The organism is Myroides sp. DW712, from assembly GCF_046557355.1.
Taxonomy (GTDB): Bacteria; Bacteroidota; Bacteroidia; order Flavobacteriales; family Flavobacteriaceae; genus Flavobacterium.
This window is the reverse complement of the sequence record NZ_JBKFDO010000004.1, coordinates 93,308-110,094: the sequence shown is the minus strand read 5'-3', so window position 1 is coordinate 110,094 and position 16,787 is coordinate 93,308. Positions and strand designations below refer to the sequence as shown.

The following is a 16,787-nucleotide window of genomic DNA, read 5'->3' as shown; positions in this document are numbered from 1 at the left end:
TACTAAGGAAGGAAAGTGGCTGATAGGTCACTTTCTTTTTTTATGGTAGTGCCTTGGTATTCCAATCGCCATCCCATCATGTTGGTTACCACTAATAATTTCCCCAATTCACTCGTCAAGCGATTCTCCGCATTTGATTTCAAACTCGACTGCTCGATTTTACGTTGTAAGTCTTCTTTTATTTTCGCATTAATCTTGTTGTAATCTGCACCCGTGAACGGATTGAACGTACTTGTTTCTACATCATACAATTTATAGTCCGGATAAATGTGAATTTCTGGTTCGGGAATGTGCACAAGCTGAACAACTTTATGCTCTTCATCGATTTGATATTGAAGCTGTGTTAAATCATACTCAACGGTTGCCTTTGCATTGACAATTACCACTGCTTTTTTCGTAAAGGAAACCAAATTCAACAAATACTTCTGTTGATCTTCATACGTCATCACTTGGGTATAATTGGCTTCTGTGACAATCAATTTACTGACATTTTTCAATTGTTCTTGAATCAAATCCGAATTATATTCGACCTGACTCTTGGATTTACCCCAAGTAAACTGATACACTACTACTCCCATAAACATGAAGAACAGTACAATAAAAAATGAAAATACAACTTTAAATACTTGTCTCATAGCCTACCTGTATTATCTAAAACTCATGAAAGGATAACGTTCCAATAAATCGTCAATTTTCTCAATCAATGAATCTAAAAACTTTAGATGTTGCTCTGCTGTCGGATTAAAAGGACGGTGATTCAGTCCTTTTTGCACCTCATCTACTTTCTTCATCACCACATGCATCTCCTCATCTATATAGTGAGCCACAAAACGCTCCCAAATATATTGAATCGCCATTGCATTGGGATGAATCAAATCTTCCGCATAAAAACGATAGTCGCGCAATTCATCCATCATCACTTCATAAACTGGGATATAATCCATGTTTGCATCATTAAACGTCATTAATGCATCGTGTAGAGCTGCGAGTAAGATACTCTTACTGCGTTGATTCGCTACAAAACCATCTTTCGTATGGCGAACTGGTGAAATAGAACACAAGATAGTTGCTTCTTCATTTACACTTCGTATTAACGACAGAATATTTTGATAACTCTCCAGTACTTCTGTATAAGAAAGCAAACGTTTACTAAATTGAGTATTGGGCACTTTGTGGCAATTGGCAACAATTTCTCCTGTTTCTTTTACTTCATACACCCAAGCAGTACCAAACGTCAGCATAATAAACGTACTTTCCCGCAAGGCAACCTGCAAATCGAAAAGCTTGACATTTAATTTGGTCACAATATCTTCTTGTTCCAATTCGTTTAAATCCGAATGAGCTACAAAAGAGCTCCATATTTCTTGATGTTCAAATACATCTGAAGCAGTAAATGTATATCCGTTCACGGCATATTTCACCAATTTCTCTATCGCTTTGGGATGGAATAAGATTCCAAAAGGATTGATGGTTTGTTGAAACTGATAAGCCTTAAACTTGCCTCCTATGTTCACAGCAAAACAAGACCCCAAACAAAGAATTTTATCTTCATAGGTTACTTTTCTGCCCGCATACGATAAAGGAACAACGGTACTAAAATTCATAAATACTAGTGCTAAGAAAAAAAGATTCCTATTCGTAGGAATCTTTTTAGTATTAGGTTATATTATTTTAAAAAATCAATAGCATGACTGATGGCTTCTTTCATTCCATCTGGGTTTTTACCTCCTGCCGTAGCGAAGAACGCTTGTCCGCCACCACCGCCTTGGATGTATTTTCCTAGTTCTCGAACGATTTGTCCTGCGTTTAAGCCTTTTGTTTCCACAATTTCTTTAGAGACATAACACGTCAACATGGGTTTGTCATTCGCTACGGATCCGAATACCACATAAAGGTTGGTGTATTCATTACCTAACTCATATGCCAAGTCTTTTGCTCCATTAGCATCTAAATCTACTTCAATTGCCAAGAACGCCACCTCGTTAATCACTTGGATTTGTCCTTTCAACTCACCTTTTAGATTTTTTGCTTTCTCTTTCAACAATTGCTCTACTTGTTTTTTCAACTTTGCATTCTCATCTTGTAATGCAACAACCGCCTTCAACGTATCTTGTGGATTCTTTAGTACCCCTTTTAATTCTTTCAGCGTATGCTCTTGCTCCGCATAAAACGCCCTTGCTGCTTTATTGGTAATTGCCTCAATACGGCGAATTCCAGCAGCTACAGCTCCTTCACTTACAATTTTAAATTGCCAAATATCGGCTGTATTTTGTACGTGTGTTCCTCCACATAGCTCCATACTCTCACCAAAGCGGATTGCGCGAACTTCATCCCCGTATTTTTCTCCAAAAAGAGCCATTGCTCCTTCTGCTACTGCTTGGTTAAATGGAATACTGCGTCTTTCAATCAACGGCAATTGTTCGTGAATACGAGCATTGACAAAATCCTCTACCAATTGCAATTCTTCTTCTGTTACTTTAGCAAAGTGAGAGAAGTCAAAACGCAAATGCGTAGGAGCTACTAAAGATCCTTTTTGCTCCACATGCGTACCTAAAATTGTACGCAACGCTTGGTGTAATAAGTGCGTTGCAGAGTGATTCGCCATCGATTGTTGGCGTGCTTCTACATCTACTTTCGCTGTAAAAGTTCCTTCGATATTAGCAGGTAATGCTCTTACAATATGTAAAATTAAGTTGTTTTCTTTTTTGGTATCAATTACAGGAATAGCTTCATTAGCCGAGACAATGAAACCACTATCTCCTACTTGTCCCCCTCCTTCTGGGTAGAATGGCGTAGCATCTAGCACAAGTTGGAATAATTTCCCATCTTTTTTGCTATCTACTTTTCTGTAACGCGTAATTTTTACCTGATTTTCCAATTGATCATACCCCACGAATTGCTCTACATTTCCGCTGATTAACACTGTCCAATCATCTGTAGAAACCTCTGATGCTGCTCTAGAACGTGTTTTTTGTTCGTTCATCGCCGCTTCAAATCCAGCCTCATCCAATTCAAACCCTTTTTCTCTTAAGATTAAAGCCGTTAAGTCAATCGGGAATCCAAACGTATCGTATAGTTCAAATGCCTTTGCTCCATCCACTACCTTTCCATTTGTTTTCTCAATCACTTGATCCAATAAATGCAATCCTTGTTCTAACGTACGCAAAAACGAAGCTTCTTCTTCCTTGATTACATTTTCAACCAAGTTCTTCTGTGCTACAATTTCTGGGAAGAATGCCCCCATTTGTACTGCTAATACGTCCACTAATTGATAGATGAATGGTTCTTTTGTACCTAAAAACGTAAATCCGTAGCGAATCGCACGACGTAAAATACGGCGAATTACGTATCCTGCACCGTTATTCGACGGCAATTGTCCATCTGCAATCGCAAAAGCAACTGCACGCACGTGATCTACCACGACGCGAATAGCGATATTGATTTTATTTTGTTGTTCAGTAATGTCTTTTACAGTATTGTCTGTATACTTTAATCCTGTAATTTCTTCCACTTTTCGGATTAATGGTGTAAATACATCTGTATCATAGTTTGACGTCACCCCTTGCATGGCCATACACAAACGCTCAAATCCCATTCCCGTATCGACGTGTTGGGCTGGTAATTTCTCCAAAGAGCCATCCGCTTTACGGTTAAATTCCATGAATACATTATTCCAAATTTCCACTACTTGTGGGTGATCTGCATTCACTAAAGAGAATCCCGAAACCGCTGCACGTTCTGCATCCGTACGCAGATCGATATGAATTTCCGAACAAGGTCCACAAGGTCCCTGATCTCCCATTTCCCAGAAGTTGTCTTTCTTATTTCCCATGATAATACGATCTTCTGATACATATTGTTTCCAAAGGTCAAAAGCCTCTTGATCAAAAGGTACATTTTCTACTGGATTCCCCTCGAAAACCGATACATACAAACGATCTTTTTCTAGCTTTAATACTTCCGTTAAAAATTCCCAAGCCCAAGCAATCGCTTCTTTTTTAAAGTAATCACCAAATGACCAGTTTCCCAACATTTCGAACATGGTGTGGTGGTAGGTATCAAATCCTACGTCTTCTAAGTCATTGTGCTTTCCAGAAACGCGTAAACATTTTTGAGTATCTGCAATACGCTTGCTTTTTGGCGTGGCGTTTCCTAAAAAATATTCTTTAAACTGGGCCATCCCAGAGTTGTTAAACATTAAAGTGGGATCGTCTTTTAAAACGATCGGTGCTGAAGGAACGATTAAATGCCCCTTTTCTTCAAAAAAGTTTAAAAACTTCTGACGAATTTCTTGTGATTTCATATTTTCGGAAACTAATATTTTCTATCCAACATTTAAATATCTTGCTAACTACCTTTTGTACCCCTCATTTAATCAACAAAATCTGTTAATTTTTTATTTGCATTTGTTATTTAACCCTGCATTAAACCAAAACATTGTTTAAATTTGTTGTTTAATGCTTTGTTTAAAGCAAACAAAGGTGATTACAAAATTAGTGCAAAAATAGTGTTTTTTAAATTATGGCTAAGGTAAAATATTATTACGATTCCGAAAAGTTAGCGTTTCATAGAATACGCCCCAAATCTTCGAAGCGAATCGTAAATGTATTCTTGTTTATTCTATCTGCGGCCGCCTTTGGTTTACTGGGATTATTTGTTTTAATCAACTCCAATATTTTAGCTACTCCCAAAGAGAAAATGTTAGAGCGAGAAGTGGCAGAATTTAAAACGAACTATACCCTTCTCAATAAAAAAATTGACCTTATTGCGGAAGTATTAGATGAGTTAGAAGTACGCGATAATGAAATATACCGCGCTTACTTCAACACCGCTCCTATTCCAGAGGAGCAACGCAAAGCAGGATTAGGAGGAATTAATCGTTATAAAGAATTTAAAAACTTACAAAACGAAAAGCTCTTGCGTTTAACTACGGAGAAAATCGATATGATTGCCAAGCAAACCGCTATACAATCGCGTTCACTTGATGATATTATCAACCTTGCGAAAGGAAAAGAAAAGCTGTTAGCGGCGATTCCCGCCATTCAACCGGTAAAAAATGAAAGTTTGAAGCACATGGCTTCAGGTTATGGGTATCGAAGTGATCCTTTTACGAAAATTAAGAAATTTCACTCAGGTATGGATTTTTCGGTCAATATAGGAACCCCTATTTACGCCACGGGAGATGGACGAGTAACGAGAGCCAACAATCAACTTTCGGGGTATGGAAATTTAATTGAACTCGAGCATGGCTATGGTTATCAAACACGATATGCTCACTTAAGTAAATACAACGTCAAGCAAGGACAGCTCGTAAAGAGGGGAGATATTATCGGCTTCGCTGGAAGTACTGGGCGAAGCTCAGGCCCACACTTGCATTATGAAGTACACTATAAAGGCAGTCCAGTCAATCCGCTGAACTACTACTATGGTGATATTTCAGCCAAAGAATTTGAACTATTATTACAAGAAGCGAACCACGAAAATCAATCCCTAGACTAATGAACGTTAATTTACCTGAAAAAAGATATTACAGTATTGGCGAGCTCGCAAAAGCTTTTGATGTCAACACCTCATTAATTCGTTTTTGGGAAAAAGAATTTGACATCATCAAACCTAAAAAAAATGCCAAGGGCAATCGCATGTTTTCTCAACAAGATGTCAAAAACTTTGAATTGATTTACCATCTTGTAAAAGAAAGAGGATTCACTTTAGAAGGGGCTAAGGAACAGCTCAAGCTCAAGCCTAAAGAAACTATTGACAATTTGGAACTCATCAAGCGATTAGAATACATCAAAGAAACATTAATCAGTATAAAGAACGAACTCTAAAAAAAGAAAACATGAAAAAAGCCTTACCTATTATTCTCGTACTAGTGGTACTAATTGGTGGATACTTCTTATTATCCATGAACTATCAAAATACAGCTTTAGGACACAAACAAGCCGTAGATAAGTCATGGGCAGATGTGGAAGGAGCGTACCAAAGAAGAAATGATTTAATTGGGAACTTAGTAGAAACAGTAAAAGGAGCTGCTGATTTTGAAAAATCTACATTAGAAGCTGTGGTAAATGCAAGAGCAAAAGCGACCGCTGTTTCTATTGATCCAACGAATATGACAGAAGCACAACTAGCAAACTTCCAACAAACACAATCGGGTGTTTCTAGCGCATTAGGTCGATTATTAGTTACTGTAGAGAAGTACCCTGATTTAAAAGCCAATCAAAACTTCTTAAAATTACAAGACGAATTAGCTAGCACAGAAAATCAAATTTTTACGCAACGCAGTCGTTTCAATGAAACGGTACAAGTATATAATGGATATGTTCTAAAGATGCCGAATAAGTTTTTCTTGAGTAGCTATCCAGAAAAACCATTCTTTAAAGCAGAAGCTGGAGCAGAAAGTGCACCAAAAGTAAAATTTTAATTGACTATGCAACCCATTCATCAATTTTTAAGTCCTTCCGACGAACAAGAAGTGATTGAGGCCATTACACAAGCCGAAAAGAACACAACTGGTGAAATTCGCGTTCACATCGAAACAAAATCGACAAAAGAGCCTTATGCACGTGCACAAGAAGTTTTTTTTGAATTGGAGATGAACAAAACAACACATGCTAACGGGGTATTGTTTTACATCTGTCTGCAATCGAAAGCATTTGTGATTCTGGGAGATACTGGAATTGATCAAAAGGTAAAAGCATCCAATTTCTGGGAAGGCACGAAAGAGCTGGTGGTCAATCACTTTAAACAAGGATTATACAAACAAGGACTGGTATATGGTATTCTCAAAGCAGGTAATCAATTAAAAGTCTATTTTCCTGCAACAGGGACAAACCCAAATGAATTATCAAACGAAATATCAAAAGCTTAATTACATGTACAAACGAAGCAAACAAGTCTTATCCTTTGTTGTATTTGCTTTTCTTTTCCTTTATTCGCAAGTCAACTATGCGCAATTTGATATTCCTGCAAAACCAAAAGGAACTCAACAAACCGCGGTATATGATTATGCGAATATTCTAACGGCTGAACAAAACAAAGCCTTAGAGCAAAAGTTAATCAACTATAGTGATACCACTTCCACGCAAATTGTAGTCATTACGATTCCGTCTTTGCAAGGGGAGAACATCGGTACACTAGGTCCGAAATGGGGACATACTTGGGGGATTGGCCAAAAAGGAAAGGACAATGGGGTATTAATTCTATTAGCGGCTCAAGAACGACAAATTGGAATTTACCCCGGCTACGGTGCTGAAGTACAAATTACGGCAGGACAAGGAGGAGAATTGATTCGAAACCGCATTATTCCTGAATTTAAAAGAGGGGACTACTATGCGGGATTAAACGAAGGTGTTGACGGCATTATGGAAATGCTTGCTGGCACCTATCAAGCGGATAAAGACGCTCGTATGGACGGTGATAACGAAATAGGCGGCTTATTTTGCTTAGTTGCTATTATTGCATTAATCGTAGGAACTATTCTATTCAACAAAGGCAAAAACAACGGGGGTGGTCGAGGCAATAATTCTGGTCATCGCGGTTTCTTAGATGATTTAACTAGCATGGTTATTCTCAGTAACCTTGGTCGAAGCTCCGGTGGCGGAGGATTTGGCGGAGGAGGTAGTTTCGGAGGCGGCGGCGGATTTGGCGGTGGCTTCGGAGGAGGGGGATTCTCTGGTGGTGGATCAAGTGGAAGCTGGTAACCATACATACAAAAAAGGGAGCGTTTGGATAAACGGCTCCCTTTTTCTATTTTATCTTGTACGCATCATTCCACTGCGATAACCTCTTCCTCCTCCATACTCAGTTCTATTGCCCCTCTTTTCCTTTGAACCAAATGCCTTCAAACTATAAGTAAGTGAAAACATGATGTAGCGCTTTAAAACCAAACTCTCTGAATCGACGATAGAAGCTGCATCAATAGTTCGTCTTGAACTTGTATTTTGATTCAACATATCATATACTTTTACTTTTGCTTTGAATCGATCATTGAAAAATTCATAGGCTAAACTGACATTCCACATATAGAAATCTCGCTTATATCCTGAAGCAATTTGCGAATTGTAGGTATAGGAAAAATCATTCCCAATGGTAAACTTATTCGGCCAATACAATACAGTTTCTAAAGCGGCATTGTGTACGAAAGTACTCGCTCGATCTACGCTAAAATTCTTATAACTTGACCAGTTTTTTGTATAGTTGTATGAAGGTGAAATACGGAATAACTCGCCGTAGTCAAAATTAGCATATACCCGTGGACTAATTCCATTGGTAATGGCATCGTAAAACACCCCATCAATATACCCTTTATTTACACTTTGATTGTAACGCAAGTTTACCCCATAGCGCAACATGAGTTCCTCCCATTTTGATGAACGATACCAGGAGCCGTATACCGACCAATTGTAAGCCCCCGATACATTTTTATACGTTGAAATACTCTTTCTATCCTCATCATAATCTATCGCATTGACAATGCTATTGCTCATCATATTAATGTTACCATTAATCGAATAACCGGAACGCGTCTGGAAATCATACGATCGATAGCTCAAATTAATTCCATGATTCCCTGTGGGGCGCAAATCAGGGTTTCCCACCAAGGTATGTAGTGGGTTACTCACGTCTACGATATCCAAGAGCTGTGTTGCACTTTGGTAGCTCACGTTGTAATTATACATCATCCAAAAATAGCTCCCCTTTGCAACGGCATAACTCACATTCAGGCGAATATTCGGATCAATATAGCGTTTATCCAAGCTATAATTTTGACTATCATACAAAGCATCAACACTATTTTTTACAATATTTGTTGACGTATTAAAATCGGCAAACCACTTTTTATACTTATAATTTAATCCTACATAAGGCGCAATAGTGGTTTGCACGGTATTATATCGATTGGTTTGCAACGTATTTAACTCTGAATAAGCCTGTGTCGTTTCATCGTAGTCATACACTTTTGCATCCGTAATGGTTTGATTACGCTCCCAATTACTTCCCACCAATAACGTCAGTGAATCGGTCACCGGATGGCTATACTCCATCGTGAAGCGATAGGTATCGTTGATATTATTCTGTTGTTGAAATTGACGACGAATATCGTCTTCCTGTTCCGATTTATAAAAGCGCGTAGTTGATTCCTGCAAAGCATCACTTGCATTTACACTATTGGCATTCATAAACTCAAGGGTGAAAAACTGGCGATCTCGTTTCAATTTGCGCATATACCGCATTGCATTGGAAAAAGTATTGCTATCTCCCTTACTTCTAGCGTTAGATTCGCTATCATTTAATAGCTCTCCCTTTTCATTTAAGGCTTGATCCTTTGAACTTGTTTCTGAACTGGAATAATTCGTTTGAAAATTAGGCATGATATAAAAGGAATCCTTCTCTCCAATATAATCAATGGACACATTAGCCGAATGACCTTCGGAATCGCTATTCGAATTGGACTCCGCATTATTAACAAACTCACCCGAAGGTAAAAACTGCGTTATAGTGGATCTATTTCTACTTTCTGTATCGGAAAAATTATAGTTATAACTCCCGTTTACCTTTAATTTGGTATTAATATCCTGTACAAAATTCAGCCCTAACATACGGGATTCCGTAATTCCCCCAGAGCTCTTCCCCATCCGCATATTGTCAAACACCTCATCCATCGAAAAGCCCATAGCGTTGATATTATTAGCTGATCCTATCACATTGAGCTGAGTTTTATCAAAAAAGGAATTAAAAAACAAGCTGCTTTCATAGCGTTCATTCGAACCATAGCCACCCGTTATTTTTCCAAAATAGCCTTTGTTATTTTCCTCATCAATGGTAATATTAATACTCGCATCTTCGGATCGTGCACGTTCCCCTGTAAACTTCTCTTTCTTGGTCTTCTTATCCGTTACTTGTACCTTATTGATAATTTCAGAAGGTAGATTTTCTAAGGCTATTTTCCCATCTTCTCCAAAAAAAGGTTTTCCATTGACCAATATTTCCTTTACTTCTTTTCCATTCACGGTAATCTTCTTACTTTCATCAATTTGAAAACCAGGCAATTGTTTTAACAGCTGTTCTAAATTCGCATCAGGTCGAACGGAAAAGGAAGAAGCATTAAACTCTAGGGTATCTTTTTTTACGCGAATGGGTGGAACATCTGCCGTAATAACCAATTCATCCAAACTGGTAACTAATTCTTGCAGGCGAATGACTCCCAGATCATACGTTGATTCTCCTGTTTTCTCTATGGCCTTTGTATAGGGTTTGAAGCCCAGCATACTCGCCTTAAAAAGTACTTTTTCCTCTGGTAGTTTTATTTTTAGATCAAATTTCCCCTCTGCGTTGGACATATTGTATTCCAATACAGTATTGTCCTTTTCTTTCACGAGATAGACCGTTACGGCCTCCAATGGATTTTTGACCGAATCAGTCAATTGTCCTTTAAAAACAACCGTTGATTGAGCACTTAGCAGTTGGGTAATAAAAATCGTCAAGATGAAAATTAGTTTCTTCATAGCAATAAAAAACGGTCTTTGTTCTCCCAAACAAAGACCGTATATTTTAGTATCATTTCAATTATTTTTGTCTAAAATAGATGTCAATAGGCACCCCACTAAAGTCATAGATTTCACGCAACTTATTCTCAACAAACCTTTTATAAGGGTCTTTGATATACTGAGGTAAGTTAGCAAAAAACACAAATTGAGGCGATGGCGTTGGCAACTGCATACAATACTTAATCTTGATATACTTTCCTTTGATTGCTGGAGGAGGTGTATGCTCAATGATTGGCAACATCGTTTCGTTAAATTTAGACGTAGAAATGCGATTCTTTCTATTTTCATAGACTTGAACTGCTGTTTCTAACGCTTTTAATAAACGTTGTTTTGTAATTGTTGACGTGAATACAATTGGCACATCCGTAAATGGCGCAATGCTTTCGCGAATCTTATCCTCGAATTGTTTTGACGTTAGGGTATCCTTATCAATCAAGTCCCACTTATTTACTAAAATAACAATTCCTTTTCTATTTTTCTCTGCTAACCAGAAAATATTTTGATCTTGTCCTTCAAACCCTCTGGTCGCATCAACCATTAGGATACACACATCACTGTGTTCAATGGCGCGAATAGAGCGCATCACCGAATAAAACTCTAGGTCTTCTTTTACCTTTGTTTTTCGGCGAATCCCTGCGGTATCCACTAAATTAAAGTCAAATCCAAATTGAGTAAAACGCGTATCAATGGCATCTCTAGTTGTTCCAGCAATATCCGTTACGATGTAGCGATCCTCTCCAATTAGCGCATTAATGAAACTAGATTTTCCCGCATTCGGACGTCCCACTACAGCAAAACGAGGTAAATCACCATCTTCGCTTTCCTCTCTTACTTCCTCTTCTGGTAATACTTTGATTATCTCATCCAATAAATCACCTGTACCACTACCACTCATTCCAGCAATGGGATAGATTTCACCCAATCCTAAATTATAGAATTCATAGGTATCTTCCATGCGTTTTCCACTATCTACTTTGTTTACCGCAACAAAAACAGGTTTTGTTTCACGGTGCAACAATTTAGCTACTTCTGCATCCATTGGTGTGATTCCCTCTTCTACATCAACCACAAATATGATTACATCCGCCTCTTCAATAGCTAAAGCTACTTGGCGTCTGATTTCTTCTTCAAAAACATCCTCCGAACCTTTGATATATCCTCCTGTATCAATCACAGAGAATTCTCTTCCGTTCCATTCTGATTTGCCGTAGTTTCTATCACGAGTTACCCCGCTAACCGAATCTACAATTGCCTCTCTCCTTTGAATCAATCGATTAAAGAAAGTGGATTTTCCTACGTTTGGTCTCCCAACTATGGCTACTATACTACTCATATATTATTTAACTATGTCGCAAAGGTACTATTTCAATGCAATATTTGACACTATTATTTAATTTCTCTATTTTTTTTGATTGTATCCAAAGCGCTTCAGCTGATAATCACTCGATCTCCAGTCTTTGTTTACTTTGACAAATAATTCCAAGTGCACCTTTTTTACAAAAAATTTCTCCATCTCTTCTCGTGCAGCAATTCCAACTTTTTTCAAAGCTGCTCCTTTATGGCCTATTAGAATTCCTTTTTGTGTATCGCGTTCCACCATGATAATGGCTTTGATACGGATAATATCTTCTTCTTCTTTAAACTCTTCGGTTTCTACCTCAACCGCATAAGGAATTTCCTTGTCGTAATTCAACAAAATTTTCTCGCGAATAATCTCATTGACAAAGAAGCGCTCCGATTTATCTGTCAACGCATCTTTAGAATAATAGGGAGGTGATTCGGGAAGTAGCTCTAAAATACGATCAAACACCGCTTGCGTATTGAACTTTTCTAAAGCAGAAATTGGAAAAATTTCAGCATTAGGCACTTTAGATTTCCACAAGTCTACTTGTTCTTCCAGCTGTTGTTGATTGGATTTATCAATCTTATTCAACAGCAATAAAATAGGCACTTTGGAATGGATAATACGATTAAAAAACGCTTCGTCTTTCAGTTCTTTTTCTCCTACTTCGACCATATAAATCAAGACATCCGCATCTTCAAAAGCCGATTTCACAAAATCCATCATGGAGGCTTGTAATTCGTAGGCAGGTTTAATAATACCTGGAGTATCAGAAAATATAATTTGATACTCTTCTTCATTTACAATTCCTAGAATACGGTGTCTTGTTGTTTGTGCTTTTGATGTAATTATCGATAATCGCTCCCCTACTAATGCGTTCATTAGGGTCGATTTCCCTACATTGGGATTACCTATAATGTTCACAAATCCAGCTTTATGTGCCATAAAAATATATTTTTCGCTACAAAGGTAGTTTTTATCACTGATATAGTTGAAAAAAAATGAAAGAACTCGATGGAAATCCTTCGTAAAGACTTTTTTAGCAACCAAAATTTTGATTTCGATGTGATTTTACTAGCTTTATGCTTTTTAAAAACAAATACAATTTTATGCATACTGCTCCAAAACATTGGTCCATCGTAGAGTATTTACACGAAACCGTACAAAACCCCAATATACACATCAAAGGAAGAACGAGTTACTACAGCGCGGCTTGGAGTGGTTCGTTCGAGGAAAGTGTGGTTCGTTATTTATATGGTGATGCGTATAGTGCAAGTCAATGGGAGCCTGCTTGGCCGATTGATCAGTTGTACATTGGTTCTTATGTGTGTATTGCGGCGGAAGCGGTCATCTTATTAGGAGGGAACAACACCCATCGCACGGATTGGTTTAGTCTCTATCCTTTTATTGAAACAATTGTCGAGTCTTATAAAGGTAAAGGAGATACAGTCATTGGCGATGGTGCTTGGATTGGCATGCGCGCTATGATTATGCCGGGAATTACCATTGGCGAAGGAGCCATTATTGCTTCTGGTGCGGTGGTAACTAAAAATGTAGCTCCTTATACGCTGGTTGCAGGTAATCCAGCAAAACCAATTAAAACGAGATTTGACGAAACGACGATTGAACGCTTGCTACAACTTCATATATACGATTGGTCAGAAGCGAAATTCAAAGCCTTACAACCCTATATCACGGCGAATGCAATCGATATTTTAGAAGAACAAAGTCGATTGTATGACCAAAGTGGAACATGCAATAAATAAATGAAAAATAATTTTAAGCTACAGATTACTACTATCCAGTGTATTACAAACAAAACCAAGCTATTCATTTGATAAAAACAAAAGTTTTCCTTTGATTTACTTGGTTTGTACGGATATTAGTTTGTATCTTTGTACCACAATAGCGCGGGATAGAGCAGTAGGCAGCTCGTCGGGCTCATAACCCGAAGGTCACAGGTTCGAGTCCTGTTCCCGCTACAAAGCCAAAAAGACTTAATCGAAAGATTAGGTCTTTTTTTTATGGTAAATTGTGAGTGGTGAATGGTAAGTTGTAAGGCCGAAAAACAAAAGCCGAAAAACAAACCGTAATGCAATGAAGGTTCATCGAATACCAAAACAAAATATTAACTAGGTGAGATAAAAGCCAAAAGCCAAAAAAACAAACTTTTTTCACCCCCATCTTCCCATAGTCCATGCAATATTGACTTTTTTACCCCTAAGGGATAAAAATATGCGGTATTGTTTCCTTCCATTTAATTCTAAATCTTTGTCGAAAATTATCGCAAATGACACTTACATTAGCTCAACAAATTGCTGAATTGAATGAGAATTTAGCCCAACAAGTACCTGCAGAAGTCTTGACTCGTTTTGGTCAATCCATTGAAGATCTCAAGAAATTACAGCTTGAAGAAAGCGCGCTTGCACTAGGCGCTACTTTTCCGAATTTCAAACTTCAGAATACGAATAATCAAATGGTAGAACTACAGGAGCTGCTGCAAAAAGGCCCTGTGATCATCAGTTTTTTCCGCGGATCGTGGTGTCCTTATTGCAATTTGGAATTACGCGCCTTCCAAAATAAACAAAGTAAAATAGTACAAGAGAATACAACCGTTGTTGCGATTTCCCCTCAACTTCCCGCTTATAACGCAGAATTGAAACAAACCCATCAGTTGGATTTCGACCTGCTTACTGATCGAGATAATCTATTGGCTAAACAAATCGGCATTGCGTTTCAGTTACAGAACTACATCATCTCCATCTATGAGACATTGGGTATTGACCTTCCTACCTTCAATGGCTCAACACAACATGAATTACCTATTCCCGCAGTGTTTGTAGTAAATCAAGCGGGCGTTGTTACCTATAAATTCGTTGACTCGAACTATATGAATCGCGAGGAGTAAATGGTGAATGGTTTTGTGAGATTGGGTGAGGTTGCGTGAGATTGGGTGAGGTAAATACCATGCTTACCTTCTCTCCCTTTTCTCTTCTCTCCCTTTTCTCTTTTCCCATTTCCCATTTAACTATTACCTTCGAATCAGGCATCCTTGAACAAAAAGAGTTTTAATTATACGCGCTATTTTATGCTATGATTTGCTAATTCTTTCTATCTTAGCCCGTAATACAATAGATAATTTATTATGAACTACTTTCTTCTTTCACTACTAGCATTTTCGTTAACATCTAGTCATGCACAAACCAACATAGACAAACAGAAAGAGAAAATCTTGGCGGAAGGGATGCGTCTTTATCGTTCCGAAATGGCTTCTTGGTATGGTACTGATTTATTTTTACCGCGCTATGAAAACAAAGAAAATATCGGAGGTTATCTATCCTATACAGAAAATGAAAACGCTACCTGCATCTTTTTTTCTAAAAAGCCTAATCCACAAGTTTTAGGCACCATTACTTTTAATCAAAACTACGAATTAGAACAGGCTCTTGTCGATTTAACAACCCGTGATTTTACTAAAAAAGAACTTGATCTATATACACTTAGACAAGCTGCCTTAGAAGATATTATTCGAGATACTCTTTACAAGAGATACCAAAACACTCAACTTAATTTAGTACCTCTTATCCATGGAAAGGAAAAGAAGGTTTATATCCTCACTGGACCAAGCACAAGTGGAGTCGTTATTTTTGGGAATGACTACCTCATCACCTTCAACAAAGACAATACAATACGCACCAAAAAACAGCTTCATAAAAACATTATTCCCATTCACACGAATGAAACAGAAGATGGACATTCTGTACTGAGTACTGTACATTCCCACTTACCTGAAACAGGCCACTTACCTACTGCAACGGATATATGTACTTTACTACTTTATACGCCATTTACTACTTGGGAGAGCCACATCATTATTTCAGATAAGCACAGGAGCATTTGGGACTGTAAAAGAAATGATTTACTTGTATTATCGAATGAGGCAATCGATAAGATAAAACAACATCAAAACGCTAAGAACAAAGATTAAGTCGATACGACTCCCCCTTTTCGAAACGCAGACATACTCATTCCTTTATGTCGTTTAAAGAATTTGTTGCCATGACTTTCATCTGCAAAGCCAAATTCATCCACGATTTCATTGATTCGCGCATCACTAAAAAGCAAACGATGTTCAATTAATCGAATTTTATAGGCTGAGATATACGCTTGCATTGATTCTCCGCCTTGTTTGCGAAAATAACTTCCCAAATACGTTTCAGAAAGACCAAATTGCTTAGCGACTACAGCTACTTTGAGCAACTCGGGTTCTCGAATATGTTCTTGAATATAGTTGAGTATTTGTACGATTTTAGCATCAGCCGTTTCTCCTAAAGGTTTTACTTGAATTTGAGCGATATTACGAGCGGCAATCACCAAAATGGCATTGACAATTGGGCGAATGACATCTTCGTTATACATCAATTCTACCTTTAATACGTCTTGTAGGGTTTGTATTAACTGCGCGACTAAACGCTTATCTTCTTCGTGAACTAATACCGAAGCCGAAAGATGAGAGGCATAATACAGCAGACACTCGATATGATCAATACTCTTCCATTGGTATTCCTTCACATATAATTCTCCAAAGCGAATCACCATAAACTCACACATCCCCGCTAAGTCAAATTCATGACAATCTTGAGGCGTAATCAAAAACAAATCGCCTGCTTGAAATGGAATGCGATTGCCATTGACAGCGTGACTTCCCTCTCCTGAAATCACATACACGAGTTCAAAAAAATTAAACTGTCTATCGCGCAACGGACAACGGTCTATTTTTTCATAGTACACCTCTAGGGCCTGGTATATATTTTCTCTTGCCATGTTGCAAATATACTGAAATACACTTGACTTATACCTAAAAAACACCACTTTATCAGTCTATTTTTGTATCA

Annotated in this window: 15 protein-coding genes and 1 tRNA gene; 9 read left to right on the top strand and 7 right to left on the bottom strand. The window is 37.9% G+C overall.

Going from position 1 to position 16,787, the window contains the following annotated elements:
* Positions 1–2: 2 nt before the first annotated feature.
* The 3 genes from ACLJX0_RS04710 to alaS all read right to left on the bottom strand — a co-directional run bounded on the left by ACLJX0_RS04710 (position 3) and on the right by alaS (position 4,303).
* Positions 3–635, bottom strand: coding sequence for a DUF4230 domain-containing protein (locus ACLJX0_RS04710; RefSeq protein ID WP_410878906.1), 633 nt, complete (start codon positions 633–635; stop codon positions 3–5).
* A gap of 12 nt (positions 636–647) precedes the next feature.
* A complete protein-coding gene (locus ACLJX0_RS04705) occupies positions 648–1,604 on the bottom strand; it encodes a GSCFA domain-containing protein (protein WP_410878904.1) in 957 nt (318 codons plus the stop codon).
* Between the two features lie 62 nt (positions 1,605–1,666).
* Complete coding sequence (alaS, locus tag ACLJX0_RS04700; protein WP_410878902.1) at positions 1,667–4,303, bottom strand: alanine--tRNA ligase; 2,637 nt, start codon at positions 4,301–4,303, stop codon at positions 1,667–1,669.
* Between the two features lie 218 nt (positions 4,304–4,521).
* Here alaS and ACLJX0_RS04695 point away from each other — a divergent pair, with 218 nt between their 5' ends.
* The 5 genes from ACLJX0_RS04695 to ACLJX0_RS04675 are packed head-to-tail and all read left to right on the top strand — an operon-like array spanning position 4,522 to position 7,703.
* Positions 4,522–5,499, top strand: a complete 978-nt coding sequence (locus ACLJX0_RS04695; RefSeq protein WP_410878900.1) for a M23 family metallopeptidase — start codon at positions 4,522–4,524, stop codon at positions 5,497–5,499.
* A complete protein-coding gene (locus ACLJX0_RS04690; RefSeq protein WP_410878898.1) occupies positions 5,499–5,828 on the top strand; it encodes a MerR family transcriptional regulator in 330 nt (109 codons plus the stop codon). The genes ACLJX0_RS04695 and ACLJX0_RS04690 overlap by 1 nt, the downstream gene beginning before the upstream one ends.
* Before the next feature lie 11 nt (positions 5,829–5,839).
* Positions 5,840–6,424: a LemA family protein gene (locus tag ACLJX0_RS04685; protein WP_410878896.1), complete on the top strand. Its 585-nt coding sequence runs from the start codon at positions 5,840–5,842 to the stop codon at positions 6,422–6,424.
* Positions 6,425–6,430: 6 nt separating this feature from the next.
* A complete protein-coding gene (locus ACLJX0_RS04680; RefSeq protein WP_410878894.1) occupies positions 6,431–6,871 on the top strand; it encodes a TPM domain-containing protein in 441 nt (146 codons plus the stop codon).
* Positions 6,872–6,875: 4 nt separating this feature from the next.
* Positions 6,876–7,703, top strand: coding sequence for a TPM domain-containing protein (locus ACLJX0_RS04675; protein ID WP_410878892.1), 828 nt, complete (start codon positions 6,876–6,878; stop codon positions 7,701–7,703).
* Positions 7,704–7,754: 51 nt separating this feature from the next.
* Here ACLJX0_RS04675 and ACLJX0_RS04670 read toward each other — a convergent pair whose 3' ends face one another.
* The 3 genes from ACLJX0_RS04670 to era form a co-directional block, all read right to left on the bottom strand.
* Entirely contained in the window at positions 7,755–10,508 is a 2,754-nt protein-coding gene (locus ACLJX0_RS04670) for an outer membrane beta-barrel protein (RefSeq protein WP_410878890.1), read from the bottom strand.
* Positions 10,509–10,569: 61 nt separating this feature from the next.
* Entirely contained in the window at positions 10,570–11,883 is a 1,314-nt protein-coding gene (gene der / locus ACLJX0_RS04665; protein WP_410878888.1) for a ribosome biogenesis GTPase Der, read from the bottom strand.
* Positions 11,884–11,949: 66 nt separating this feature from the next.
* A complete protein-coding gene (gene era, locus ACLJX0_RS04660) occupies positions 11,950–12,837 on the bottom strand; it encodes a GTPase Era (protein ID WP_410878886.1) in 888 nt (295 codons plus the stop codon).
* 164 nt (positions 12,838–13,001) lie between these two features.
* Here era and ACLJX0_RS04655 point away from each other — a divergent pair, with 164 nt between their 5' ends.
* From ACLJX0_RS04655 to ACLJX0_RS04640, 4 genes are all read left to right on the top strand, one after another.
* Positions 13,002–13,658, top strand: coding sequence for a CatB-related O-acetyltransferase (locus ACLJX0_RS04655; protein WP_410878884.1), 657 nt, complete (start codon positions 13,002–13,004; stop codon positions 13,656–13,658).
* Positions 13,659–13,801: 143 nt separating this feature from the next.
* Positions 13,802–13,874 (top strand) — tRNA-Met (locus ACLJX0_RS04650).
* Positions 13,875–14,182: 308 nt separating this feature from the next.
* Complete coding sequence (locus ACLJX0_RS04645; protein ID WP_410878883.1) at positions 14,183–14,800, top strand: peroxiredoxin-like family protein; 618 nt, start codon at positions 14,183–14,185, stop codon at positions 14,798–14,800.
* Between the two features lie 237 nt (positions 14,801–15,037).
* Positions 15,038–15,880, top strand: coding sequence for a hypothetical protein (locus ACLJX0_RS04640; RefSeq protein ID WP_410878881.1), 843 nt, complete (start codon positions 15,038–15,040; stop codon positions 15,878–15,880).
* Here the strand turns inward: ACLJX0_RS04640 and ACLJX0_RS04635 are convergent.
* The gene (locus ACLJX0_RS04635) at positions 15,877–16,716 is read right to left on the bottom strand and encodes a helix-turn-helix domain-containing protein (protein WP_410878879.1); all 840 of its coding nucleotides are present in this window, start codon (positions 16,714–16,716) and stop codon (positions 15,877–15,879) included. The two genes, ACLJX0_RS04640 and ACLJX0_RS04635, sit on opposite strands and share 4 nt — an antisense overlap.
* Positions 16,717–16,787: the final 71 nt, after the last annotated feature.

Bases quoted from the DNA above. Each gene is read 5' to 3' on its own strand.
- ACLJX0_RS04710 (WP_410878906.1), bottom strand. From the start codon at position 635: ATGAGACAAGTATTTAAAGTTGTATTTTCATTTTTTATTGTACTGTTC.
- ACLJX0_RS04705 (WP_410878904.1), bottom strand. From the start codon at position 1,604: ATGAATTTTAGTACCGTTGTTCCTTTATCGTATGCGGGCAGAAAAGTA.
- alaS (WP_410878902.1), bottom strand. From the start codon at position 4,303: ATGAAATCACAAGAAATTCGTCAGAAGTTTTTAAACTTTTTTGAAGAA.
- ACLJX0_RS04695 (WP_410878900.1), top strand. From the start codon at position 4,522: ATGGCTAAGGTAAAATATTATTACGATTCCGAAAAGTTAGCGTTTCAT.
- ACLJX0_RS04690 (WP_410878898.1), top strand. From the start codon at position 5,499: ATGAACGTTAATTTACCTGAAAAAAGATATTACAGTATTGGCGAGCTC.
- ACLJX0_RS04685 (WP_410878896.1), top strand. From the start codon at position 5,840: ATGAAAAAAGCCTTACCTATTATTCTCGTACTAGTGGTACTAATTGGT.
- ACLJX0_RS04680 (WP_410878894.1), top strand. From the start codon at position 6,431: ATGCAACCCATTCATCAATTTTTAAGTCCTTCCGACGAACAAGAAGTG.
- ACLJX0_RS04675 (WP_410878892.1), top strand. From the start codon at position 6,876: ATGTACAAACGAAGCAAACAAGTCTTATCCTTTGTTGTATTTGCTTTT.
- ACLJX0_RS04670 (WP_410878890.1), bottom strand. From the start codon at position 10,508: ATGAAGAAACTAATTTTCATCTTGACGATTTTTATTACCCAACTGCTA.
- der (WP_410878888.1), bottom strand. From the start codon at position 11,883: ATGAGTAGTATAGTAGCCATAGTTGGGAGACCAAACGTAGGAAAATCC.
- era (WP_410878886.1), bottom strand. From the start codon at position 12,837: ATGGCACATAAAGCTGGATTTGTGAACATTATAGGTAATCCCAATGTA.
- ACLJX0_RS04655 (WP_410878884.1), top strand. From the start codon at position 13,002: ATGCATACTGCTCCAAAACATTGGTCCATCGTAGAGTATTTACACGAA.
- ACLJX0_RS04645 (WP_410878883.1), top strand. From the start codon at position 14,183: ATGACACTTACATTAGCTCAACAAATTGCTGAATTGAATGAGAATTTA.
- ACLJX0_RS04640 (WP_410878881.1), top strand. From the start codon at position 15,038: ATGAACTACTTTCTTCTTTCACTACTAGCATTTTCGTTAACATCTAGT.
- ACLJX0_RS04635 (WP_410878879.1), bottom strand. From the start codon at position 16,716: ATGGCAAGAGAAAATATATACCAGGCCCTAGAGGTGTACTATGAAAAA.